This window comes from Stappia albiluteola (genome assembly GCF_014050225.1).
Taxonomy (GTDB): Bacteria; Pseudomonadota; Alphaproteobacteria; order Rhizobiales; family Stappiaceae; genus Hongsoonwoonella; species Hongsoonwoonella albiluteola.
The window spans coordinates 179,272-201,953 of record NZ_JACFXV010000063.1; the positions used below are offsets into that span (position 1 = coordinate 179,272).

The 22,682-nt window shown below is 63.5% G+C and carries 25 protein-coding genes; 12 read left to right on the forward strand and 13 right to left on the reverse strand.

Features of this window, described 5'->3' with window-relative positions; translation table 11 throughout:
* Positions 1–3: 3 nt before the first annotated feature.
* Entirely contained in the window at positions 4–294 is a 291-nt protein-coding gene (locus tag H2509_RS16050; RefSeq protein WP_182167111.1) for a 4a-hydroxytetrahydrobiopterin dehydratase, read from the reverse strand.
* A 115-nt stretch (positions 295–409) separates the two neighbouring features.
* On the opposite strand from H2509_RS16050, the gene H2509_RS16055 reads away from it, so the two are divergent.
* The gene (locus H2509_RS16055; RefSeq protein WP_182167113.1) at positions 410–862 is read left to right on the forward strand and encodes a baeRF12 domain-containing protein; all 453 of its coding nucleotides are present in this window, start codon (positions 410–412) and stop codon (positions 860–862) included.
* Here H2509_RS16055 and H2509_RS16060 read toward each other — a convergent pair whose 3' ends face one another.
* On the reverse strand, positions 863–1,672 hold the full coding sequence (locus tag H2509_RS16060) for a phosphatase PAP2 family protein (RefSeq protein WP_182167115.1): 810 nt from the start codon (positions 1,670–1,672) through the stop codon (positions 863–865).
* 103 nt (positions 1,673–1,775) lie between these two features.
* Between H2509_RS16060 and H2509_RS16065 the strand changes: the two genes are divergently transcribed.
* The 3 genes from H2509_RS16065 to H2509_RS16075 all read left to right on the forward strand — a co-directional run bounded on the left by H2509_RS16065 (position 1,776) and on the right by H2509_RS16075 (position 5,217).
* Positions 1,776–2,387: a 2-hydroxychromene-2-carboxylate isomerase gene (locus H2509_RS16065; protein ID WP_328805095.1), complete on the forward strand. Its 612-nt coding sequence runs from the start codon at positions 1,776–1,778 to the stop codon at positions 2,385–2,387.
* Between the two features lie 90 nt (positions 2,388–2,477).
* Positions 2,478–3,119: a LysE family translocator gene (locus H2509_RS16070; protein ID WP_182167119.1), complete on the forward strand. Its 642-nt coding sequence runs from the start codon at positions 2,478–2,480 to the stop codon at positions 3,117–3,119.
* Positions 3,120–3,309: 190 nt separating this feature from the next.
* Positions 3,310–5,217, forward strand: a complete 1,908-nt coding sequence (locus H2509_RS16075) for a L,D-transpeptidase family protein (RefSeq protein WP_182167121.1) — start codon at positions 3,310–3,312, stop codon at positions 5,215–5,217.
* Positions 5,218–5,227: 10 nt separating this feature from the next.
* Here the strand turns inward: H2509_RS16075 and H2509_RS16080 are convergent, their stop codons facing one another.
* A complete protein-coding gene (locus H2509_RS16080; protein WP_182167123.1) occupies positions 5,228–6,361 on the reverse strand; it encodes a response regulator in 1,134 nt (377 codons plus the stop codon).
* 126 nt (positions 6,362–6,487) lie between these two features.
* Between H2509_RS16080 and H2509_RS16085 the strand changes: the two genes are divergently transcribed.
* On the forward strand, positions 6,488–7,441 hold the full coding sequence (locus H2509_RS16085; RefSeq protein WP_182167125.1) for an AEC family transporter: 954 nt from the start codon (positions 6,488–6,490) through the stop codon (positions 7,439–7,441).
* Positions 7,442–7,450: 9 nt separating this feature from the next.
* On the opposite strand, the gene gluQRS is transcribed toward H2509_RS16085, so the two are convergent.
* Positions 7,451–8,338: a tRNA glutamyl-Q(34) synthetase GluQRS gene (gene gluQRS, locus H2509_RS16090; protein WP_182167294.1), complete on the reverse strand. Its 888-nt coding sequence runs from the start codon at positions 8,336–8,338 to the stop codon at positions 7,451–7,453.
* Between the two features lie 72 nt (positions 8,339–8,410).
* Here gluQRS and H2509_RS16095 point away from each other — a divergent pair, with 72 nt between their 5' ends.
* Together H2509_RS16095 and H2509_RS16100 are read left to right on the forward strand one after the other, a co-directional pair.
* Positions 8,411–9,052, forward strand: a complete 642-nt coding sequence (locus H2509_RS16095) for a DNA-3-methyladenine glycosylase family protein (protein WP_182167127.1) — start codon at positions 8,411–8,413, stop codon at positions 9,050–9,052.
* A gap of 47 nt (positions 9,053–9,099) precedes the next feature.
* Positions 9,100–10,380, forward strand: a complete 1,281-nt coding sequence (locus H2509_RS16100; RefSeq protein WP_182167129.1) for a DUF2254 domain-containing protein — start codon at positions 9,100–9,102, stop codon at positions 10,378–10,380.
* A gap of 3 nt (positions 10,381–10,383) precedes the next feature.
* Here H2509_RS16100 and H2509_RS16105 read toward each other — a convergent pair whose 3' ends face one another.
* Positions 10,384–10,965 (reverse strand): VOC family protein, encoded by a 582-nt coding sequence (locus H2509_RS16105; RefSeq protein ID WP_182167132.1) that lies wholly within the window; start codon positions 10,963–10,965, stop codon positions 10,384–10,386.
* 156 nt (positions 10,966–11,121) lie between these two features.
* On the opposite strand from H2509_RS16105, the gene H2509_RS16110 reads away from it, so the two are divergent.
* Positions 11,122–11,781, forward strand: coding sequence for an alpha/beta hydrolase (locus tag H2509_RS16110; protein ID WP_182167133.1), 660 nt, complete (start codon positions 11,122–11,124; stop codon positions 11,779–11,781).
* A 64-nt stretch (positions 11,782–11,845) separates the two neighbouring features.
* Here the strand turns inward: H2509_RS16110 and phbB are convergent, their stop codons facing one another.
* Positions 11,846–12,574, reverse strand: coding sequence for an acetoacetyl-CoA reductase (gene phbB / locus H2509_RS16115; RefSeq protein ID WP_182167134.1), 729 nt, complete (start codon positions 12,572–12,574; stop codon positions 11,846–11,848).
* Between the two features lie 276 nt (positions 12,575–12,850).
* Entirely contained in the window at positions 12,851–14,032 is a 1,182-nt protein-coding gene (locus H2509_RS16120; protein ID WP_182167135.1) for an acetyl-CoA C-acetyltransferase, read from the reverse strand.
* 368 nt (positions 14,033–14,400) lie between these two features.
* On the opposite strand from H2509_RS16120, the gene phaR reads away from it, so the two are divergent.
* The gene (phaR, locus tag H2509_RS16125; protein WP_182167136.1) at positions 14,401–14,982 is read left to right on the forward strand and encodes a polyhydroxyalkanoate synthesis repressor PhaR; all 582 of its coding nucleotides are present in this window, start codon (positions 14,401–14,403) and stop codon (positions 14,980–14,982) included.
* An 88-nt stretch (positions 14,983–15,070) separates the two neighbouring features.
* On the opposite strand, the gene H2509_RS16130 is transcribed toward phaR, so the two are convergent.
* Positions 15,071–15,505, reverse strand: coding sequence for a GlcG/HbpS family heme-binding protein (locus H2509_RS16130; RefSeq protein WP_182167137.1), 435 nt, complete (start codon positions 15,503–15,505; stop codon positions 15,071–15,073).
* Positions 15,506–15,637: 132 nt separating this feature from the next.
* Here H2509_RS16130 and ggt point away from each other — a divergent pair, with 132 nt between their 5' ends.
* Positions 15,638–17,230, forward strand: a complete 1,593-nt coding sequence (gene ggt, locus H2509_RS16135; protein WP_182167139.1) for a gamma-glutamyltransferase — start codon at positions 15,638–15,640, stop codon at positions 17,228–17,230.
* Positions 17,231–17,258: 28 nt separating this feature from the next.
* On the opposite strand, the gene H2509_RS16140 is transcribed toward ggt, so the two are convergent.
* The 5 genes from H2509_RS16140 to H2509_RS16160 form a co-directional block, all read right to left on the reverse strand.
* Positions 17,259–17,630 (reverse strand): hypothetical protein, encoded by a 372-nt coding sequence (locus H2509_RS16140; protein WP_182167141.1) that lies wholly within the window; start codon positions 17,628–17,630, stop codon positions 17,259–17,261.
* Between the two features lie 200 nt (positions 17,631–17,830).
* Positions 17,831–18,259 (reverse strand): hypothetical protein, encoded by a 429-nt coding sequence (locus tag H2509_RS16145; RefSeq protein WP_182167143.1) that lies wholly within the window; start codon positions 18,257–18,259, stop codon positions 17,831–17,833.
* A gap of 197 nt (positions 18,260–18,456) precedes the next feature.
* Positions 18,457–18,642 carry a 50S ribosomal protein L32 gene (gene rpmF, locus H2509_RS16150; RefSeq protein ID WP_182167145.1) on the reverse strand — a complete coding sequence of 62 codons (186 nt, stop codon included), beginning with the start codon at positions 18,640–18,642 and terminating at the stop codon, positions 18,457–18,459.
* 166 nt (positions 18,643–18,808) lie between these two features.
* Positions 18,809–19,513: a monofunctional biosynthetic peptidoglycan transglycosylase gene (mtgA, locus tag H2509_RS16155; RefSeq protein ID WP_182167296.1), complete on the reverse strand. Its 705-nt coding sequence runs from the start codon at positions 19,511–19,513 to the stop codon at positions 18,809–18,811.
* A 178-nt stretch (positions 19,514–19,691) separates the two neighbouring features.
* Positions 19,692–20,969, reverse strand: a complete 1,278-nt coding sequence (locus tag H2509_RS16160) for an SAM-dependent methyltransferase (protein ID WP_182167147.1) — start codon at positions 20,967–20,969, stop codon at positions 19,692–19,694.
* Between the two features lie 255 nt (positions 20,970–21,224).
* Here H2509_RS16160 and H2509_RS16165 point away from each other — a divergent pair, with 255 nt between their 5' ends.
* Entirely contained in the window at positions 21,225–22,085 is an 861-nt protein-coding gene (locus H2509_RS16165) for a polyprenyl synthetase family protein (RefSeq protein WP_182167298.1), read from the forward strand.
* 71 nt (positions 22,086–22,156) lie between these two features.
* The gene (locus H2509_RS16170) at positions 22,157–22,675 is read left to right on the forward strand and encodes a hypothetical protein (protein ID WP_182167149.1); all 519 of its coding nucleotides are present in this window, start codon (positions 22,157–22,159) and stop codon (positions 22,673–22,675) included.
* Positions 22,676–22,682: the final 7 nt, after the last annotated feature.

Genomic DNA, 22,682 nt, shown 5'->3' on the forward strand with positions numbered 1-22,682 from the left:
GGCTCAGCCCGCGAGTTGGTCGATCGCCCGGGCAAGCTTCGCATCGCGCTCCGTCAGTCCGCCGGCATCGTGCGTGGTCAGCCGAATGGTCACCCGGCCATAGACATTCGACCATTCCGGATGATGGTTCATCTTCTCCGCCCGCATCGCGACCTTTGTCATGAAGGCGAAGGCCTCCACGAAATTCGCGAAACGAAAGGCTCTCTCGATTGCCCGGCCGTCTTCCGCCATCGACCACCCGGCAAGCTCGCCGAGAAGCTTGGCGCATTCGGCAGGGTTGAGCTTCTGCGTCATCCTGTCCCTTTTCCTCTTCTATCGATTATGGTCGCCACTGACCTATAGTCATATGAACGTTAGCGGCTATCCTAGGGCCGGACCCTTTTTCGATACCAAGACCAGGGAGGCAGGCATGGGCGGCGTCCGGATCGACCACGATGCATGGGTGCTGGTTGGCGACGGCGAAAAGGCGCTGGTCTTTCGCAACGAGGGCGACGCCGACTATCCCAATCTGCAGGTCGTGCGTGTGCTGGCACATGAAAATCCGATGACACACGAACAGGGCACGGATGCCCCCGGCCGCTATATCGACGGACTCGGACCGAATCGCAGTGCGGTGGAACCGACCGACTGGCATCGCCTCGAAAAGCATCGATTCGCCAAGGAAATTGCAGAAGCGATGTACAAGGCCGCCCATGCCGGGCGTTACTCAAAGCTCATTGTCGCCGCGCCCCCGACGACGCTCGGCGATCTCCGCAAGGCGTTTCACAAGGAAGTCACCAGCCGCATCGTCGCCGAACTCGACAAGACGCTGACCGGCCATCCGCCCGACCAGATCGAGAAGATCCTGACAAAGAAAGGCTGATCACGCCTTGACGCGATCCGCAAGCTGCGCGGCAAACCGGCGCAGGCGATGGCCTGCGCGCGTGAGCGCGCGGTCGAGGGCCTCGTCGCCAAGCCATCTCGGACAGTGGACGAACAGAAGGCGGTGAATGAGGAGGATCACCAGCAGCGTGATCCCCCAGGACAGCATCGTGTCCGACAGGAAGTGACCGCCGAAAGCGACGCGGTTGAGGGACAGCGCGAAGGCAAGCGCAAGCGTCGGCACAACGACCGCCTTGCGCCAGGCGGCCGGCACAAGGAAAGCCAGGCTTACGAGCCAGATACCGGATGAGGCCTCGCCTGAGACGAAGGAGCAGTTCTTCTCGCAATAGTCGGCGATATGCCAGACGGGAACATAGGGCGCGTCGCCGCCGAATATCTCGACCATGCGCGGCCGCGGGCGGCCCCAATTGTCCTTCAGGACCGCATTGACCACGATACCGGGCGCAAGCGCCAGTGTCGAAAGCAGGAATAGCGGCACACGCAAAGGCAGCAGCGGCGGACGGTCGGGCCACGCAAGCTTGACAAGGATCACTGCACCGGCCGCGATGGCGATCAGCCTCACCAGGTGCGGCCCGAGATGGCGGAGCCTGACGAGAAAGTCGGACTGTGCGGCCGGAAACCCCGTCTCCGGCGACCAGAAGGCCCGCGAGACGGCGATGTCGACGCCCGGAAACACAAGAAAGAAAGCTGAAATCACCGCGATATAGATGAGGCAGGCCGTCAGCGGATAACGGCCGGCGAACCGCCAGAGCGATTTCAAATACCGCGAAAAGCTACTGGCTGCGGTCATGGACTTTCAACGCATTGCTCCGGTGGTTGGCGGCAAGGTCTGTCTATCGCAATTCGTCCGGATTTGGAATTATCGGCAGCCTGACAGCAGGAGAGGGATGGCCGTGACAAAGCCCGTCATCAGTTTCTGGTTCGAATTCGCGTCAACCTACAGCTACCTCACAGCCATGCGCATCGAAGCGCTGGCCGAAAGCCGGGGAGTAGGCCTGAAGTGGCGACCCTTCCTGCTTGGGCCGATCTTCGCTGCCCAGGGCTGGACGACGTCCCCCTTCAACATCTACCCGGCCAAGGGCAGCTACATGTGGCGCGACCTGGAACGGCAGGCCGAACTGCTGTCCCTGCCCCTGGCGCAGCCAGACCCATTCCCGCAAAACGGCCTGAAGGCGGCGCGGATCGCCGAATATCTGCGACAAGGCGAGTGGTGCGCACCCTTCGTGCGGGCGGTCTTCCACGCGGAATTCGGCGAGGGGCGGGATATTTCCGATCCAGAGTTGCTGGCGGCGGTCCTGATCGATATCGGCGCGCCGGCAAAGGACGTGATGACCGCCGTGGAAACGCAATCCGTCAAGGATCGTTTGCGCGAGGCGGTCGGCGAAGCCCAGGGGCTCGGCATATTCGGGGCGCCGAGCTTCGTGACCGAGGACGGCGAACTGTTCTGGGGCAACGACCGCCTCGAACAGGCGCTCGACTGGGCGGTTCGCCATCACGGGGACTGAATCGCAGGCTTTCGAAAATGAGTGGCCGACTGCCGTGCGAGAGCGTAGGGTGCGGCCACTTCGACCCTCCCATCCCAACGGGCGCGCGCCATGACCTTCGTGCCGGACAGTGCTGTCCTTCTTGCCTTCACCATCGCCTGCATCGTGCTGGCGATCACGCCTGGCCCGGACATGACGCTTTTCGTCAGCCGCGCCCTGCAGCAGGGCCGCGCGGCGGGGCTGATGTCGATGGCGGGTGCGCTGTTCGGCAGCGTCGTCCATACGATGCTGGTCGCTTTCGGCCTGTCGGCGCTGATTGCCGCCTCGGCGACCGCGTTCTTCGTGGTGAAACTCGTCGGCGCGCTGTACCTGCTATGGCTGGCGATACAGACGATCCGGCACGGATCCGCGCTGACGGTGTCGCGGGAAAAGAGCGAGCGGCGGGGGCTGCCCCGGGTGTTTCTCGCCGGGTTGCTCGTCAATCTGCTCAATCCGAAGATCGCGCTTTTCTTCCTGACCTTCCTGCCGCAGTTCGTCACCGCCGGCGATCCGAATGCGGCCGGCAAGCTGATCTTCCTCGGCCTCTATTTCGTGCTGCTGTCGATCCCGATCTGTGGCGCGATGGTCCTGGGCGCGGATGCCTTTTCCAAGACCCTGAGGCGTTCGCCCAGGGTGATGCGCACGTTCGACTGGCTGTTCGCCGGCGTGATCGGAGGCTTTGCGCTGAAGCTTCTGTGGGCCAGCCGTACCTGAGCCTCCGCTGCCACGCACGCCAGACGTCGGGCCGGCATAGGCAGATTTGACAGGCGTCGTTCATTGACGCGGCGCGGTATTGCTTTACCTTCCGCAGGAGGTCGAATCGCTTTCGTTCGGCGTGATTTACCAATTCTTTTTCTGAGTACCGCAAGGTAGCTGAAATCCGGTCATTTGATGGTGGTCTGACATGCTTCAATTGAAACGCGGCACCCTGGCAGGCCTCCTGTGCGCTGTGGCGACGGCGGCGATGCTGGCGCCCTCAGGCGAAGCCAATGCGCAGGGCTTTCTCGACCGGATCTTCAACCCGAGGCACTACGAGGAGCAGCGCCGCCAGCGCGAGGTGGAGCAGAAGCCGGCGCCGGTTAAGGCCTATGTCGCAAGCCCGCGCTACTACACCTACGCGCCGGACAAGCTGAAGGTTTTCTCCCTCAAGGACCTGGCTGTGGTTCCGGCAACCGCGCTGCCATCGGCGGAGCAGGACGGCACCCCTGCCGCAGCTGCCGATGTGACCGGTTCGGTGAGCGATGCGAATGCGGCGGTCGAGACCGTTCCGTCCGAGGAACGCGCCTTCAACGATGCGCGGACGAGCCTTGCCGATATCTCCATCCGCGCCTTGCCCGAGGTCGGCAAGACGGTTGTCGCCCACTATGAGGAATATCCCGCGTTCATCTGGGTCTCGAACGGCGAGGTGAGCGACAAGGCACGTGTGGCCCTGCAGGTACTCGGCGACGCGGACCGCTACGGGCTCGACCCGGCGGACTACGCGGTCGCCCTGCCGGATCCGGCCAGCGGCGAAGCTGGCCTGATGCGCTTCGAAATGCAGCTTTCCGCCGCCACGCTCACCTATGTGCTCGATGCGATGCGCGGACGGATCGATCCGAACCGGCTGTCGGGCTATCACGACCTGCCGCGCAAGGATGTCGACCTCGCTGTGGCGCTGAAGAGCATGGCCGCATCCGACGATGTCGCCGCTTATCTGGAGCGCCGCAATCCGCAGAACGCGCCGTTCCAGGCACTGGTTGCCGAACTCGCCGCGCTGAAGGGGCAGGAGGATGGCGCAAGGGTCGAAATTGCGGAAGGCACGCTGCTGAAGCCCGGCCAGAGCAATCCCGAACTCGTCAATGTCGTTGCGGCGATCCGCCTCAATGGCTCGGACAAGGTCAAGGCGGCGCATCAAGCGACGCTCGACGCCTACCAGAACGGTCACGACTACACGCCGGAACTGGTCGCGCTCGTCAAGGATTTCCAGAAAGACAAGGGCCTGACGCAAGACGGCGTGGTCGGCAGCAACACCATCCGCGCGTTGCAGGGCGTCTCGCTTTCCCAGAAGATCGCGCGGGCCGAACTGGCTCTGGAGCGGTTGCGCTGGCTGCCGCGCCAGCTCGGCGAACGCCATGTCTTCATCAACCAGCCGGCCTTTACCGCGACCTATCTCGAAGACGGCAAGGAACCGCTGTCGATGCGCGCGGTGGTGGGCCAGAAGTCCAACCAGACCTATTTCTTCACCGACAAGGTGGAGATCGTCGAATACAACCCCTATTGGGGCGTGCCCTACTCGATCATCGTCAACGAAATGCTGCCGAAGCTCAATCAGGACCCGTATTACCTGGACCGTCTCGGCTACGAGGTGACGACGGCGAATGGCCGGCCGATTTCCTCGGCTTCGGTGGACTGGCATTCGGTGGCGGCGAAGAAACTGGCCATCAACGTCCGCCAGCAGCCCGGCGACGACAATGCGCTCGGCGAATTGAAGATCCTCTTCCCCAACAAGCATGCGATCTACATGCACGACACGCCGGCCAAGCGCCTGTTCCAGCGCGATAGCCGCGCTTTCAGCCATGGCTGCGTCAGGCTGGAGAATCCGCGCGCCATGGCCGCCGCTGTGCTCGGCAAGTCGGTCGACTACGTTTCCTCGCAGATCGCCGTCGGCAAGAACCACTCCGATGACGTCGCCGGCGATCTTCCGGTCTATGTCGCCTATTTCACGGCCTGGCCGAAGCAGGACGGCCAGATCGGCTATTACGCCGACGTCTATGACCGCGACGTCCATCTGCAGAAGGCAATCGACGCCACCACCAAGGAGCGGCGCGGCTGATCCGAGGTGTTCAATCTAGGATTTCGGCAAGCGCCGCATAGAGCTGGCCCGGGTCGAGCGGTTTGGCGAGCACGGCGCTGAAACCTTCCATGCCTTGTCGGCTCTCCGCCGGCTTGGCGGCCGCGGTCATGGCGATGACCGGGAGTTGCGCCGGCAAGGAACCCGTCCGCAGCGCGGCGAGCGTCGCGACACCATCCATGTCCGGCATGGCGAGGTCGAGCAGGATCGCGTCGATCTGCATGTCGGGATCTGAAGCCATCTTCAGCGCCTCGGCGCCGCTTTCCGCCATCGATGTCTCGAATCCGAAAGCCTCGATCATCGTCGCCGCCAGCCGGCGGAAGGTGGCGTTGTCGTCCACGATGAGGATGTGGTGCTTGCGCTGATCCGGTGCCATGACGACCGGCGTCGGCAACGCGTCCCCGGCAACAGGATCGACAGCCGGCAGCAACTGGAGCGGAACCGTTAGACGGAAGGTCGATCCACGCTCGGTGGTGTCGGCCAACTCCAGGCTGCCGCCAAGCAGGACCGTGAGCCTCGATGCGTTCCACAGCCCGAGCCCCGATCCCTGAGCCTCAGGATCCGTCGCTCCCCTTGAGCGGCCGCGCCGATGCGCCTGGAAGATCATGCGGCGGTCTTCTTCCGCGACGCCGCATCCGGTGTCGTGCAACTCCAGAACGAGGGTATCCCCTGCCCCGCCGCGGGTCAGCGCGGCCTCCAATGAGATTGTGCCCGATTGAGTGAATTTGAGGGCATTTTCCACGATGACGGAGATGATACGGCGCAATGCGAGGCTGTCGGCGACCAGCCGCGCATCGAGCCCTGGATCAATGTTTGCGGAGAAGGCCAGTCCCTTGGCGGCGGCGGCGAATTCAAAGAGACGGGCGACCGCGCGGATTGCGGCACCAGCGGGCTCCTGAATGTGGTCGCCCGAACGCGGCGCGATGAATTCCGCCGTCATCGCCAACAGCGCGTCGATTGCCTCGTTCAACGTGTCGAGCGCGTCCTTCTGCCTCATCGTCAGGGGGTCGCGGGAGACGATCTCGCCGGCCGTGCGCATCGCCGCCAGCGGAGTCCTGAGATCATGCAGCAATGAGGCGAGCGTGTCGCCGGATCTTTCCGCAGCCCCGTTTTCGGTATCCGGCATGAAGGCTCCCGCACCGGTTCTCGCAACTTCCAGTGTTCTGACTAATGACAGGCGGCGTGGCGAAATCAAGACTGTGACGCGCAAGCTGCCCTTGCGTTGCAGAAGGTCGCGTGCCAAAGAGCGCCTATGGTCATACAAATCCTGACGATTGTCCTGCCGGTCTTCGCGCTGATCGGCATTGGCTACGGTTCCGCGCGCAGTGGCCTGCTCGACAGCACGATCGGCGACGCGCTGGGCGAATTCGTCTTCGTCATCGCCATTCCGATCATGATCTTCCGCACGCTGGCAACCAGTTCGCTCGGCGGGGTTTCTCCCTGGGGTTTCTGGTTCGCTTATTTTACGGGCGTGGCGGTAACCTGGGCGATCGGCATGGTGATCATGCGCAAGGTCTTCCACCGCGAGGCGCGGGCCGTCGTCATCGGCGGTATCAGCGCGAGTTTCGCCAATACGGTGATGCTGGCCATTCCGCTGATCACCGCGATTTTCGCGGAAGAGGGGCTGGTGCCACTGTTCGTGCTGATCTCGGTTCACCTGCCGGTGCTGACCATAGTTTGTGCCCTGCTCATGGAACGCGCCGCCGTCGTGGACGGAACGGAGCAAGGGCGTCCGGCGCTGCAGATCCTCAGGACGGTGCTGGTCAATCTCGCCACCAATCCGATCGTCGTCGGCATATTGGCGGGCGCGGCATGGCGCTTCGTCGGCTTGCCGATAAGCGGCATCTTCGCCGATGTGCTGAACCGGATCGCCAGTGCGGCAATCCCGGTCGCACTCTTCTCGCTCGGCATGAGCATGGTGCGCTATGGTGTGCGCGGCAATGTCGGTCCGGCGCTGATCATGAGCTTCCTGAAGGCCGTCGTGATGCCGGCGGTGGTCTATGTCACGGCGCGTTTCGCCGTCGGGTTGCCGCCCCTCTGGGTAGCGGTCGCCACGCTTACCGCTTGCTGCCCGACGGGGATCAATGCGTTTCTGTTTGCCAATCGCTATGGCACCGGCCACGCGCTCTCGGCCAATTCCATCACCTTCACCACGGCGGCGGCGGTGGTGACCACCGGGCTCTGGATGGCGTTTCTGGCCGTATAACCGAAGGCCTCAGGCGAGCCCTACCAGCCGGCGGATATCCTGTGCGCTGCAACCCTGGCGGCGCAGGTCGCGCAGCGAGGTGTCGCGGGCAGATTTGGAAAGCTTGCGACCGTCATGGTCGAGAAGCAGGCGGTGGTGGTGGTAGCAGGGTTCCGGCAGTCCCAGCACTTCCTGCAGCAGGCGATGCACGGATGTCGCCTGGAAGAGATCCCGCCCGCGCATTACATGGGTAATGCCCTGCAAAGCGTCATCGACGGTGACGGAGAGATGATAGCTGGTCGGCGTGTCCTTGCGGGCGATCACCACGTCCCCCCAGACCGAAGGGTCGGCTGGCAGCCTGCCCGTTTCTCCCTGGGGGCCGCTGCCTTCTTCCATCCAGAACAGCGGCTTGCCGATCCTTGCGAGCGCCTTCTTCATGTCGAGGCGAAGGGCGAACGACTCCCCGGCGGCGTCGCGAGCCGCGATTTCGTCGGCTGACAAAACCGCTTCATCACCGGGATAAAGCGGCGCGCCGTCCGGGTCGCGCGGATAGGCCCGGCCACCGGTCTCCACCCGTGCGACAAAATCGCGGATTTCGCTGCGCGTCAGGAAGGCGCGGTAGACGAGGCCCATTTCCTCAAGCCGCAGGAGTGCAGCGGCATAGTCGGCGAAATGCTCCGATTGCCGCCTGACCGGCTCTTCCCAGGTCAGGCCCAGCCATGCGAGATCTTCCAGCGCGTCGCGGACGAGTGCGGACGTGCAGCGGACCGTGTCTATGTCCTCGATACGGATCAGGAACCGGCCGCCGCTGTCTTGTGCCGCATCGAAATTGAGCAGCGCCGACAGTGCGTGGCCGAGGTGCAGGTGGCCGTTGGGCGAGGGCGCGAAGCGGAAAACGGGTTGCGATAGCAGCGACATGAAGCTTGATGAGCGGGCCAGAATGACAATGATGTCCTTCAGATACCATTTGCTTGCCGAAAAGGAACGTCCGTGAAGCCGATCGACTCGCTTGCCGTGATCGAGGAAGCGCTCGACCATCTGAAACGCGCCGACCCGCGATTGGTCGCCGTGGTGGAAACGGCTGGCGAAGTGCCGTTGCGCCGCCGCTCCGCCGATTTCGCCGGCCTCGTCAATATCGTGGTGGCCCAGCAGGTGTCGGTGGCGAGCGCCAACGCGATCTTCGGCCGCGTCGAGGCGCTCGTGCAGCCCTTCGAAGCCGCGACACTTGCCGGGATCACCGACGAGGAGCTCGGCAAGGCCGGGCTGTCCCGCCCCAAGATCCGCACCGTGCGGGCGATTGCCGGTGCTGTGGTCGGCGGTCTCGACCTGACCCACCTGGCGGAGCGCCCGGCCGAAGAAGCGCATGAAGCGCTGTGCCGGATTCGCGGCGTGGGGCGCTGGACCGCCGACATCTACCTGCTGTTTTGCGCCGGCCATCCGGATGTCTTTCCAAGCGGCGACCTGGCGCTGCAGAATGCGGTACGCGATGCCTTCGGCTTCGAGGAGCGGCCGAAGCCGGATGCTCTGGACGAAATTGCCGGGCTCTGGGCACCCTGGCGCGGCGTCGCAGCACGCCTGTTCTGGGCCTATTACAAGGTGGCCAAGGAGGGGCGTGAAACGATCCCGGTATAGGGTTCCCACACGCCACGAAGATCGCGGGAGGAGAGCGGGCGAAGCAGATGCAGGAAAACCGGTTCCAGTCCCTGCTCGAAAGCCTGCGGTTCCGTCTCTCGCTGCTGCGCGAACGGCTCTGGATCCGGCCACTCCTCTATTGCCTGACGGCCGTGGCCGCCACATTGCTCGCCGGACTTGCCGACCGCTTCAGCCTTGGCCGCTTCGCCCCGGTGATTGCGCCGAGCACCGTCGAGAAGCTTTTGACGATCTTGTCTTCGTCGATGCTCGCAGTCGCCACATTCGCCGTATCGTCGATGGTCGCAGCCTATGCGTCTGCAAGCAGCACGGCCTCGCCGCGCGCTTTTTCCGTCGTCGTTTCCGACGATGCATCCAAGACCGCACTTTCAAGTTTCGTCGGTGCGTTCATCTTCTCCACCGTCGGCGTCATCGCGGTTCAGACGGGCTTCTACGAGCGCGCGGGCCTGTTCGTCCTGTTCCTGCTGACACTGTGTTTGTTTGCCTGGGTGGTGCTGACCTTCATCCGCTGGGTCGACCGGATCGCCAGGCTGGGGCGGATGGGCCATACGATCGCGAAGGTGGAGGATGCGACCGAGCGCGCCTTCGGCCACTGGAAAGCCAACATCGGATCCAGCGCCGCTGCAGCAGATGGCCTGGACAGTTCCGCAGTGAGCGTCATGGACGAACGGATCGGCTTCGTCCAGAACGTCGATTTCGCGGCGCTGCAGGCCTATTGCGAGGAGCAGGGGGCCATGCTGACGGTCGCCGCCCTGCCCGGTACGTTCTGCACGCCGGAGCGGCCGATCGCCCACATTCAGCTTGAGGATCGCGGCGGAGCGTTTCCGGATGTCGAGCCGGTCCGGCAGGCTTTCGTGATCGGTGACGAGCGGACCTTCCACAGCGACCCGCGTTTCGGCCTGATCGTCCTGTCGGAGATCGCCGCGCGCGCATTGTCGCCGTCCGTCAACGATCCGGGCACTGCGATTGCCGTCATCGGCAGCTTTACCCGGTTGTTCGCCGACTGGGAGAAGGTCGTCGAGGAGCCCGGGGTGCCGGAAGTGGAACTTGACCGTGTCGTCATACCGCCGATCGCGATCGCCGACATGTTCGAGGATGCCTTTCTCAGCCTGTCGCGCGACGGGGCGCCCTATGTCGAGGTCGGGCTGCGCCTCCAGCGCTGCTTCTCGGCGCTGGAGACGATCGGAAACGAGGAGATGAAACGGGCTGCCCGCGACTTTGCGCAGGACGCGTTGCGCCGTGCGGAGCGAGCCCTGCGCCATCCGGGTGACATGGAAAGGCTGAAGCGTGCGGCGCCAGCGGGCGAGTAGTCTTTAATAAGGTTGCTTCGGCCCGCGGTTGGCGGAAAGCGACGGCTGGCTTCGGCGCACCAGGTCCTCGATTGCGTCGGCCAGGTGCACATCGTTGATCGAGGGATCGCCGCGCGCGACGCGGATATTGTGCGCTTCCGCCAGCACCATCGCATGGGTGAAGCCGTCCGGCGGCTCGAACTTGTAGCATGCAAGTTCGATCAGATGGCCGAGCGGATCGCGGAAATAGAAGGAATCCATGAAGCCGCGGTCCTTGTGGCCGGAATTCGGGATGCCGCGTTCCTCAAGGCGTTGGGCAATCTGGTTGAACACCACCCGCGACACGCTGAAGGCGATGTGATGCACGGTGCCGACGTCGTTCGGCGTCGGTGCCGGATCCTTCTTGCGGCTCTCGTCGGTAAAGACGGTGATCAACCTGCCGTCGCCGGGATCGAAATAGAGGTGGTTGATATCTGGCGCGTCGAGATTGGGCTGCTCGAACAGGAAGGGCATGCCGAGGAGGCCTTCCCAGAAATCGATCGAGGTTTGCCGGTCGGCACCGTTCAGGGTGATATGGTGGAGACCCTGAGTCTGGATCTTCTGCATGATCCTTTCTCCCCTCCTGCCGGGATAGTCCATGAGGTGGCGAAGCCTACCCCCGCTCGTGCGCGTGGTCGAGGCCTATCGACAGCTTGAGGAACCTAATCCATGGATGAAGTGGACAGCCGGGCACGCATCGTGCTGCAGCGGAGGTAAACGGGAATGCTTGACGGTCCGAGACTTTCGCCGTTCTCCGGCGGCCCGGCGCGAAGCCTGGTGGTGATCCTGCACGGCTATGGCGCGGATGGCGCCGACCTCATCGAGTTGGGCCGCGCGCTCGCACCGGCCGTTCCGGACGCCGCTTTTGCCGCGCCGAACGCACCCGATGTCTGCGAGGTATGGGCCGAAGGGCGGCAGTGGTTTCCTCTCACAATGCGTGATCCGGGCGAGTATTGGCGTGGCGTCGTCGGCGCGCGCGCCTTGCTCGATGCCTTCCTCGATGCCGAACTGGAGCGGCATGATCTTGGCAACGCCCGGCTGGCTCTCGTTGGCTTTTCGCAAGGGGCGATGATGGCGCTTCATACCGGATTGCGCAGGAAGGAGGCGGTTTCGGGTATCGTGGCCTATTCAGGCCTGCTTGCGGGCCCGCAGCATCTGGGCGAGGCAGGTGAGGCGCGCCCGCCGATCCTGCTCGTCCACGGCGAGGAGGACGACGTGGTGCCGCCGTATCATCGCGGATTGGCCGGGCAGGCGCTTTCAGGCGCGGGCTATCCCGTTTCGAGCCATGGTATCGAAGGGCTTGGGCACGGCATCGACCCGACGGGCGTGCAATTGGGCGCGGCCTTCCTGAGGAAGGTTTTCGGCGAAACGGGCGGAAGCTGAGTCGCCTGAATGGAAAGGGCGCCGGAAGGCGCCCTTTAGGATATCTGTCGGCGAGCCTTCGGACTCAGCCGTTGGCGTAATACTGGCCGCCATTGATCGTGAGAACTGCACCGGTCATGAAGCCGGCGTCCTTCGATGCGAGATAGCGCACCGCTGCGGCGATTTCCTCCGCCTTGCCGAGACGTCCGACCGGGATGCCGGCGATGATGCCCTCAAGCACCTTCTCCGGAACGGCGGCCACCATGTCCGTGTCGATATAGCCCGGGCAGATGCAGTTCACCGTGACACCCTTGCGGGCATTTTCCTGAGCCAGCGCCTTGGTGAAACCGATGACGCCGGCCTTGGCGGCCGAATAGTTGGTCTGGCCCAGCTGGCCCTTCTGGCCGTTGATGGAGGAGATATTGATGATACGGCCGTGGCCGCGCTCGCGCATGCCATCGATCACGGGCCGGGTCATCGTGAACATGCTATCGAGATTGGTGCGGACGACCGCCGACCACTGTTCGTAGTCCATCTTGTGGAACCAGCCGTCGCGGGTGATGCCGGCATTGTTGACCAGCACCTCGACCGCGCCGAGGTCGGAAACCACCTGGTTGACGCCGTCCTGGCAGGCCTTGGCGTCGGCGACATCCCATTTGTAGACGTGGATGCCGGTTTCTGCCTTGAAAGCCTCGGCCTTTTCCACATTGCCGGCATAGGTGGCGGCCACGGTGTAGCCGGCATCCTGGAGGGCGGTGGAGATCGCCGCGCCGATACCACGCGTGCCGCCGGTGACAATCGCTACATTGCTCATTCGCGTTTCCCCCTTATGCAGAAGCCTCTACCGTCCGGCCACATTCTCGCGGCAGCCGTCCCTATAACCCCGCCTGCTTCCTTCCGAAGCCCGATCCGGCCTCCGTCTTCATGGCGGGGGAGGATGCCCCCCGCCATGATCTTTCTCAAAAGATGGCCGTCTATTCCTGAAGCATCATCCTGTTCGAAAAGTCTGCAACTTTCCGACGTGACGCTCAAGGCATTGATATTAGAGCGATTTCTTATCGATCAGACGGATGCCCGATCGGAAAGCACTCTAGCGCTCGACACACAGAGCGATGCCCATGCCGCCGCCGATGCACAGTGTGGCAAGGCCTTTCTTGGCGTCCCGGCGGTTCATCTCGTGCAGCAGCGTAACGAGAACGCGTGCACCCGAAGCGCCGATCGGATGGCCAATGGCGATCGCGCCACCATTGACGTTCACGATATCCGGGTTCCAGCCCATGTCGTTGTTGACCGCGCAGGCCTGGGCGGCGAAAGCCTCGTTCGCCTCCACGAGGTCGAGGTCGTCGACCTTCCAGCCGGCCTTCTGCAGCGCCTTGCGGGAGGACGGAATCGGGCCGGTGCCCATGACCGACGGATCGACGCCGGCCGTCGCCCAGGACGCGATGCGGGCAATCGGTGTCAGGCCGCGCCTGGCCGCTTCGGCGGCCGTCATCAGCACGAGAGCGGCCGCGCCGTCATTGATGCCGGACGCATTGCCGGCGGTTACCGAGCCGTCCTTGCTGAAAGCGGGGCGGAGCTTAGTCATGTTGTCGAGCGTCGCGCCGTGGCGGATATACTCGTCGTCCTCGACGATCCGCTCGCCCTTGCGCTCCTTGATCGTGATCGGCGTGATCTCGTCCTTGAAGCGGCCGGCCTTCTGGGCAGCTTCCGCCTTCTGCTGCGAGGCGACGGCGAATTCGTCCTGTTTCTCGCGCGAGATCTGCCATTTCTGGGCGACGTTCTCGGCGGTCTGTCCCATGTGGTAGCCGTTGAAGGCGTCCCACAGCCCGTCCTTGATCATGGTGTCGATCATGGAATAGTCGCCCATCTTGTGCCCGGCGCGCAGATGAGCGCAGTGCGGTGCAAGCGACATGTTCTCCTGACCGCCGGCCACGATGATCGAAGCGTCGCCATTGGCGATCTGCTGCATGCCGACGGCAACGGTGCGAAGGCCCGAGCCGCAGACCTGGTTGAGGACCCAGGCGGTGGAGCCTTCCGAGAGGCCGGCGGCGATCGCCGCCTGGCGTGCAGGATTCTGGCCCTGGCCGGCGGTGAGCACCTGGCCGAAAATCAGTTCGTCGACATCGGCCGCGTCGACCTTGGCCCGCTCCAGGGCGGATCTGATGACGGCGGCACCAAGCTGATGCGCCGGAGTGTTGGCGAAGGATCCGTTGAAGGACCCGACCGGTGTGCGTGTGGCGCTGACAATCACCACGTCAGTGGATGCGCTCATGAAAAACCTCCGCGATACTGCCCTCCCGGCACGGCATGCGCCCGTCCCCTTCTTGTTCGTATGCTGTTTGCGACCGAACGCATGCGATAACAGCGACTAGAGACCGTCGACCCGCCATAGTCAACCGGGTGCAAGGCTTTCTGGACCGGGAAGGCGCCTTGCGCCATCCGTCATTGGTCGAGGCGAAAAACAGCGACCGGTTGCGCGAAAGGGCGGCGGAAAGGATATAAGTGCAAAAACTGTGGTGCGATAAGGCAATGATGGCTTATCGTGCCCGTGGAGGATTGATCCCCCGCCGGTCCGGCCGCCGGGGGATGCTCGGGTGCGCGGTGCCCGATGCGGAACACAAGGGATGGATCCGGACGCACATGGCGAAGACGAGAGAGCCGACAGTCATCAAGAAATACGCCAACCGGCGTCTCTACAACACCGGCACCAGCACCTATGTCACGCTGGAAGACCTGGCCGTGATGGTGAAGAACGAAGAGGACTTCGTCGTCTTTGACGCCAAGTCCGGCGAGGACATTACCCGTTCGGTCCTCACGCAGATCATATTCGAGCAGGAAAGCAAGGGGCAGAACCTGCTGCCCATCGCGTTCCTGCGCCAACTGATCCGCTTTTACGGCGACAGCCTGCAGAACCTTGTGCCGAGCTATCTTGAGTTCTCGATGTCGTCATTGACGCGCGAACAGGACAAACTGCGCGAGAAGCTCTCGCAGACCTTCGGCGCGACCGCCTTCGACGCCATGGAAGAGCAGGTGAAGCGCAACTCGGAAATGTTCGAGCGCGCCATGCGCATGTTCCTGCCCTTCGGCGCAGGTGCCCAGGAGGGTGACAAGCCGGCGCAGGCGGCAAAGAGCGAGGCGGGCGCCGACGATCTCAGCGACCTGAAGAAGCAACTCGCCGACATGCAGAAGAAGCTCGATGCGCTCGCCGGCGACAAGAGCTGACCGGCGAGGAAAACGCTTGCGGAAAATAAGGAGCCCGCGCCTGCAATTGTCAGGCGCGGGCTCTTGTTTCGGTGGCCTGCTGCCTGCCTCAGCCGCAATCTGCCGTCTTGCCGATCGCAGCGATGCCGGCAACGGCAGCGGCCTCGTCATTGTCGGACGTGTCGCCGGTGATGCCGACGGCGCCGATGATCTCGCCGCCCTCGCCGTCACGGATCAGCACGCCGCCGGGCACCGGGATGATGCCGCCGCCGGCCGCTCCGTTGAGCGCCTGGACGAAATGCGGCCGCGTTTCCGCATTGGCGTTGAGCCAGCGCGAGCCGGCGCCGACCGCGAGTGCGCCATAGGCCTTGCCACTGGCAATCTGCGGACGCAGGATGGACGAGCCGTCCTGCCGCTTCAGCGCCACGAGGTGGCCGCCGGCGTCGAGCACGGCAACGGTAAGCGGCTTCAGGCCAATTTCCGCCCCTTTGGCCAGGGCCGCGTCAATGATTTTTTCCGCCATGGAAAGACTGAGTTTGCTCACCGTCGATAGTCTCCGTAGGGTTTGCCGCTAAGATGCGATTCCCCGTACCAGCTTAACGCTTCCACGAACACCGCGTTATTTTGCAAAACAGTCGTTCCCGGCCGGAACGAACAACAAGGAATGAGGTCGGTAATGCGCGATTTCCAGGCCCCGGGCCGCTCCGTAGTGCTTGCGCCGAACGCGATGGCGGCGACATCCCATCCGCTGTCTACCGCTGCGGCGCTGGAAGTGCTCCAGTCCGGCGGCAATGCGATGGATGCGGCCGTCGCCGCCGTTGCCGTGCAGTGTGTCGTCGAACCGCAGATGACGGGTATCGGCGGCGACTGCTTTGCCATCGTTGCGGAGCCGGATGGCAAGCTGCATGGCCTGAATGGCTCCGGCCGCGCGCCGATGGCGGCGACGGCGCAGAAGCTTCTGGATCTGGGCGAGCGGGCGGTGGAGCCGACCTCGCCGCACGCCGTCACAGTGCCCGGCGCGGTTCGCGCCTGGGAAACGCTGCTCGCGCGCCACGGTACCCGCGGTCTGGGCGACGTGATGAAACGCGCGATCGCCTATGCCCGAGACGGCTATGCGGTCGCGCCGCGCGTTGCGCATGACTGGTCGAAAAACGTCGCCAAGCTCTCCGCCGACGCCGGCGCTGCCGCCGCCTATCTCGTCAACGGAAAGGCGCCGGCGACCGGCGACGTGATGCGTCATCCGGCCCTTGCGGATACGCTGCAGGCGATCGCCGAGAACGGCTCGAAGGCGTTCTACGAGGGGCCGGTGGCTCGGGATATCGTGGATACCCTGCAGGCGAAGGGCGGACTGATGACGCTCGACGACATGGCGGCGATGCAGGTCGACGACATGGTGCCGGTGACGAAGCCCTATCGCGGGCTGACGGTCGCCGAACTGCCGCCGAACGGTCAGGGCTTCATTGCACTCGTCATGCTGGGAATCCTGGAACGCTTCGATCTCGCCAGCCTCGATCCGAACGGCACCGAGCGTTTCCATCTGGAGCTGGAGGCCGGCCGGATCGCCTACTCGCTGCGCGACCTCTTCCTTGCCGATCCTGCACATATGCCGGTCTCAGTGGAGGAGTGCCTGTCGGACGCCCATCTCGACAAGCTTGCCTCGAAGATCGACCGGACACGGCGGATCGACAACCTGCCGCCGAGCACCCTGGGGCCGGGCTCGGACACCGTCTATCTGACGGTGATCGACCAGAGCGGCCTGGCAGTTTCGCTGATCAACTCCGTCTACAAGGACTTCGGTTCCGGCATCTGCGCTCCGAAGAGCGGTGTGCTGCTGCAGAACCGCGGCGCCTGTTTCCGGCTGCAGCCGGGCCACCCGAATTGCATCGACGGAGGCAAGCGGCCCCTGCATACGATCATCCCGGCCATGGTGCTGAAGGATGGTCTGCCGCATCTCTCCTTCGGCGTGATGGGTGGCGGCTATCAGCCCTGCGGCCATGCGCATGTGCTCACCAATATCGTCGATTTCGGCATGGACGTGCAGGAGGCGATCGACGCGCCGCGCATGTTCTTCGACGAGACGAGCTATGTGCTGCATGCCGAAGGAACGGTGCCGGAGGCGACCGTGGCGGGGCTTCGGTCCCTAGGTCATGACGTGGAACGCGTACCCGGCGCCATCGGCGGCGCGCAGGCGATCATGATCGACCGGGAGCGCAAGCTGCTTTTGGGCGGTTCGGACCCCAGAAAGGACGGCATGGCGGCGGGTTACTGACCCGCCGCTCGGCCCCGGATTCCCAGCTTTACAAAGAGACGGCGAGCACCCGGCCTGGCCGGGGCAGCCGGTGGCTCGCCTCGGCGCGGGCATAGGCCTCCACGGCATGGCCGGGTTCGCGGCGGCGACGCGCTCGCAGGTGCTGCGCGTTGTCGCGCGCGGCGATCAGGTGGGCGAGGAATACCGTGTTATAGCGGTAGCGGGTGAACGTCTGCGGCCGCTCCTGAAAAGGCGTCTGCTCGCGTTTCTCCTCGGCGTCGTCACGGATCGCGGGCAGTTTCTGCTGCACTGCCTGCTTGTTTGCGGATGAATGGCGGGCACTGCTTTGCTGATCGGCCTGCACACGGTCGCGGCGGACGACCTGCTCCGTATTGGTGCTGCGAATCGCTTCAATGCGCATTCAAGCCTCCCGAGTGTCCCGTTTCGAGACATCTTCCCTGGTTCTTGAAGCTTGATCCGCAAGCGCTGTGCCAGTTTTAAGAGATTGTTAACTTTTGACATGACGCAGGCAAGCGCCCGATGCGCGTAGCGACGCGCCAGGTCTGGAGTTTCCTCGGTTTCAACAAGTATTGATCGGTTGGTCGCGGGGTAGCCGCTGTCTCAGTGGTGCAGGTCTGAGTTGCCGAAGGCGACGTCGCGCCTGGAGCCGGTGATGGTGATGCTGAAGCCGGCAATCACGTCGATGAGCGCAATGACGGTCAGAATGAAGAACACCGAGTGGGCGGCCTCGGGGATTGCCAGGAACTCGACGAGATAGGCAATCAGCACCAAGGTCGAGAGGATATGATCGACGAGGGAGGCCGTGCCGATGCGCGTGGCTTTCAGGATCTCGATGAACAGGAAGATCAGGCCGGCAACGATCATCAGGTCGCCGATCAGCAGCGTGAAGCCGGCACCCGATACGAGACTGATGCTTATGACCGGCATTGCCCACGGGTCGCCCGCGGAAGAGCCGAGAAAGCCGAAGGCGGCGAGATTGAAGGCCGCGAAAGGCAGGAGCGTAAGGGGCAGGGCGGCAAGGATCGGCATCCGCGTCAGTCTCCCGATGGTGAACTTTGCGCAGGCTAGCTGATTCCGGCGACAAATTGCCAAGGCTGCACCGCGGAATCGAAAAGGCCGGCGCTGTGGCCGGCCTTTTCAGAAAGCTTTTGCGGAAACTACCGATTGCTGAAATGCGCAACGGAAATCCGCAAAGGGCCTAGGGTGCGGACCCTAGGATTTCGCGCTTACGCGTCGTCCTTGGGAGCAAGGATCTGACGGCCCCGATACATGCCGGTCTTCAGGTCGATATGATGCGGGCGACGCAGTTCGCCCGAATCCTTGTCCTCGACGTAAGTCGGCTGCTTCAGGGCGTCCGCGGAGCGACGAAAACCGCGCTTCATGCGCGAGGTTTTTCTCTTTGGAACGGCCATTGTTCTGTTCTCCGTCGTGCAACGTCCCGCACTCCCAGGGCCGGGTCAGCCCGGGTGTTGGTCCGCGCCGTATGCAGGAATGGCGGGCGTTATACAGAACATGAAGGCTCTTTGCCATCCCCTTTTCGCGAAATTCTTGAGCCGGACCGTTAAAACGGGAATGGGTTCAATTCTTGTCGCCGAAGATGCAATCGACGTGACCGTCAAGCGCCCGCGCGCGGGAAAAGTTGATCCGGGCGAGCCGCCTGTGCCCGGCGGATGGCCTGGCCGGATTGCGCGTCAGCGGGCTTGGCAGCGCGGTGGCCAGAAGCGAGGCCTGCGACGCGGTCAGCTCCTTCGCGGATTTGCCGAACCAGGCCTGCGCTGCCGCCTCCGCGCCGAAGATGCCTTCGCCCCACTCCGCGACATTGAGATAGAGTTCGATGATCCGCCGCTTCGGCAGCGTGGCGTCGATGACGAGCGCCAGCGGGATTTCGAGTCCCTTGCGAACATAGCTACGGCCGTTCCACAGGAAGAGGTTCTTGGCAAGCTGCATGGTCAGTGTCGAGGCGCCACGCGGTGCGTCTCCATCGCCCAGCGCTTCGATCTGGGTGCTGAGCGCGTCCCAGTCCACGCCGGCATGCTCGCAGAAGCGCCCGTCCTCCGAAGCGACCACGGAGCGGATGAGGTGGGGCGAGATGTTTTCCAGCGGTTCCCAGTCCCGTTCGACCCAAAGGCCGGTCACGTATCGGCCAAGCATCAGCATGCTGACCGGGGGCACCACGGCATAAAGGATCGTCAGCAGCACGGGCAGACAGAGGATTGCCGCGGCGACGAGCAGGACCAGCCGGCGCGAGGGCCTTCTCGGCGAAAGCCGTGAAAGCCATGCCATACGCTTCGCGGCATCTGCCTTGGCGGCCGACGTGGTCTTCTTTCCTGCCAATCCCTTATTCCAGCTTTCCTGCGCGGGAGCTCGACGGCGCACCTGCGGAGCCGCCATGCCTGTCCGCCACCGCCTATCACAGAATAGGGCAGACTCACTATACCGCGTGAAAGATACCCGCCTGGCCCTAGCTCGCCGAGCGCGATCCGGCCGTGATCGACCTCGGGCCTGCCCTTTGCGCGGCCGCCGGAAGCGCTTCGCTGGAAGGCAGGTCGCCGACATAACTTTGCCGAACGATCGGCACGTCGTCACGCTCGCGCGAGAGGATGAGCTGGAAGACCATGTGCGTATCGTTCAGGAAGCTCAATTCGGCGCCGATCAGATACGCTTCCCACATACGGCAGAATCGCTCGTCGTAAAGCATGCGGATGTGGTCGCGGTTGGCCTGGAAACGCTGCCGCCAGTGGCGCAGCGTGTAATAGTAATGGAGGCGCATCACCTCCACATCGTTGACCCAGACGTCCTGCCGCTCGAGCGCGGCAAAGGTCTCCGACAAAGCCGGCACATACCCGCCGGGGAAGATGTATTTGCGGATGAAAGGGCTTGTGGTGCCGGGAGGCGAACTGCGGCCGATTGAATGAATGACCGCGTGACCGCCCGGGCGAAGCACCTCCCGGACTTTCGCGAAATAGGCATCAAGGTGGCCGATGCCGACATGTTCCATCATGCCGACCGAGACGACCCGGTCGAACTGGCCCGAGAATTCCCGGTAATCCTTGAGGACGAAATCCACCCGATCCTCCAGGCCGGCATCGCGCACGCGCGTTTCGGCAATTGCAACCTGTTCCGGCGAGACGTTGAGCGACGTCACCCGGGCGCCCGCTTTCGCCATCTCGATGGCAAGCGATCCCCAGCCGCCGCCGATCTCAAGCACGCTCGTGCCCGGCTCGATCGACAGCTTGTCGACGAGGCGGGCCAGCTTCAGCGCCTGAGCGTCTTCCAGCCTGTCATCGGGCGATGTGAAATAGGCGCAGGAATAATTGAGCCCGTCATCCAGGAACAGCCGGTAGAATTCGGTCTTGAGGTCATAGTGATGTCTGGCCTGCCTCTTGGCCCGCTCTACGTCGTTCTTCTGCTGATATCTTCGCAAGGCGTGCCAGACGCTCTGCAGCGCGCGCTGCCAGGGATGGCGGTAGAAGCCGTCGCGATTGAGCGAATGCAGATAGAGGAGGTCGTAAAGGGTGGAACCGTCCTGAAGCTCGATTTCGCCGTCCATATAGGCTTCGAGGGCATAAAGCTCGGGGTTCAGGAAGATCTTGTAGGGGAGGAGGTGGTCTGCGAAACGCATTGTCACCGTCGGTCCGCTATCACCGGGGCCGAACTGGTAACGTTTCCCATCGGCGTCGACCACCTTGAGACAGCCGTGCCTGACGAAGGAACGAAGGAGGTTTGCCAACAAGCGCATGGTACTCGCCCTCTTGTCCTCTCCCGTTACGATAGTTGCGAAGCGGGGAAAAAAGCAACTCGCCGATTTCAGGATGTTGTTCGACGTCTCTTTTCGGGAGTCTTCTTCCTTTTCTCTTGATGCCTGATCTGGGCAGTTGACCTTTGGGTGCATTCGCGACAGTGAAGCGCGAGACACCCGTCCAGCCTTGCACAACAATCGGATCAAGCCGTGGCACCGCTCCTGAAGCTTCGCATCGAGGAAACCGCAACCGACATGGAGATGGCGCTCGACCGGATCCTGGGGGCGGATACCGTGGCCGGCGAAACGGAGCGTCCGGCGAGGCTGGTCGCGGCCATGCGGCATGCGGCTCTTGGCGGCGGCAAGCGGCTCAGACCGGTATTGATGCGCGAGACCGCGCGCGCCTATGGTCGCGATGACGGAGGTGTGCTGATTGCCGCCGCCGCGCTCGAATGCATCCACTGCTATTCGCTCGTCCATGACGATCTGCCGGCAATGGACGACGACGACATGCGACGCGGCCGTCCGACCGTGCATAAGGCCTATGACGAAGCGACGGCGATCTTGGCCGGCGATGCCCTGCTGACGCTTGCCTTCGACCTGATCGCCAGCGACACGGTCCATGCCGAAGCGGCGGTGAGGTTGAGGCTGTCGCGCGACCTTGCGCGCGCTGCCGGCCTTGGCGGCATGGCGGGTGGGCAGATGCTCGACCTGGAATCCGAGCATCGGCAGCGCAGCGAGGCTGAGATCCGCACCCTTCAGGCGATGAAGACCGGCGCGCTGATCCGCTACGCGACGCGTTCGGGAGCCATCCTTGCCGGCGCGAGCGACGAGGATGTCGCGCGGATGACGCGCTTCGGCGAACTGGTCGGACTGGCCTTTCAACTCGCCGACGATCTGCTCGATGTCCAGGGAGATGCGGCGATACTGGGCAAGGCGGCGGGCAAGGACGCTGCAGCGGGCAAGGCGACGCTGGTCGCCCTCAAAGGCGTCGACTGGACTCGGCGGACCCTGGACGAACTGGTGCGCGAGGCGGATGGCCTCCTCGCGTCACTCGGAGCGCGGGCCGAGGTCCTGTCGGCCATCGCCCGCTACGTCGCCGACCGTTCCGCGTGAGGCAATAAAGGCTTGCGCCCTTCCGGATTTAGGCGGACGCTCGGCTCAGGATAGTGCTTCTGGAGCCGGCCATGGAATTCGAGAAGACCAGGGCCTTTCGCATTGCAGCCGCAATCACCTGCCTGGTCCTGGCCGCAATATTCGCTGCCGTCACGGCTTATAATCACCATGAGCAGGCGTCGAAGACGCATGTGGCGATTTCCGGCGGCGGTTTCATCTACAACTACCGCATCGCTGAAATCCGCAGCGGCATAACCGCTTTCGTCCAAACTCCGACGCCGAATGGTACGAGGCTGATCGCGAGCTTCGAAAATCCGTCAGGGGGCGATCCGATCGTCGTGCGGCACGAGATCGTGCCCTATGCCAGAAGCTACAGCTTCGAGACGCCGGCATTGACCGGCGTGGAGAAGGACCGGCCCTACAAGGTGACGCTGACGGTGATGGACAAGTGGTCGGATACGGTCATCGAGACGCATGAAAAGATGCTGGTCACCAATGTCGCGCCGAGCGTCGTTCCCGACAAGCCGCTCACAGTCGGACCCGGCTATCACCGTAATCCCGAAAGACTGCAGCCAGTGCATTCAAATTGATCGGCCG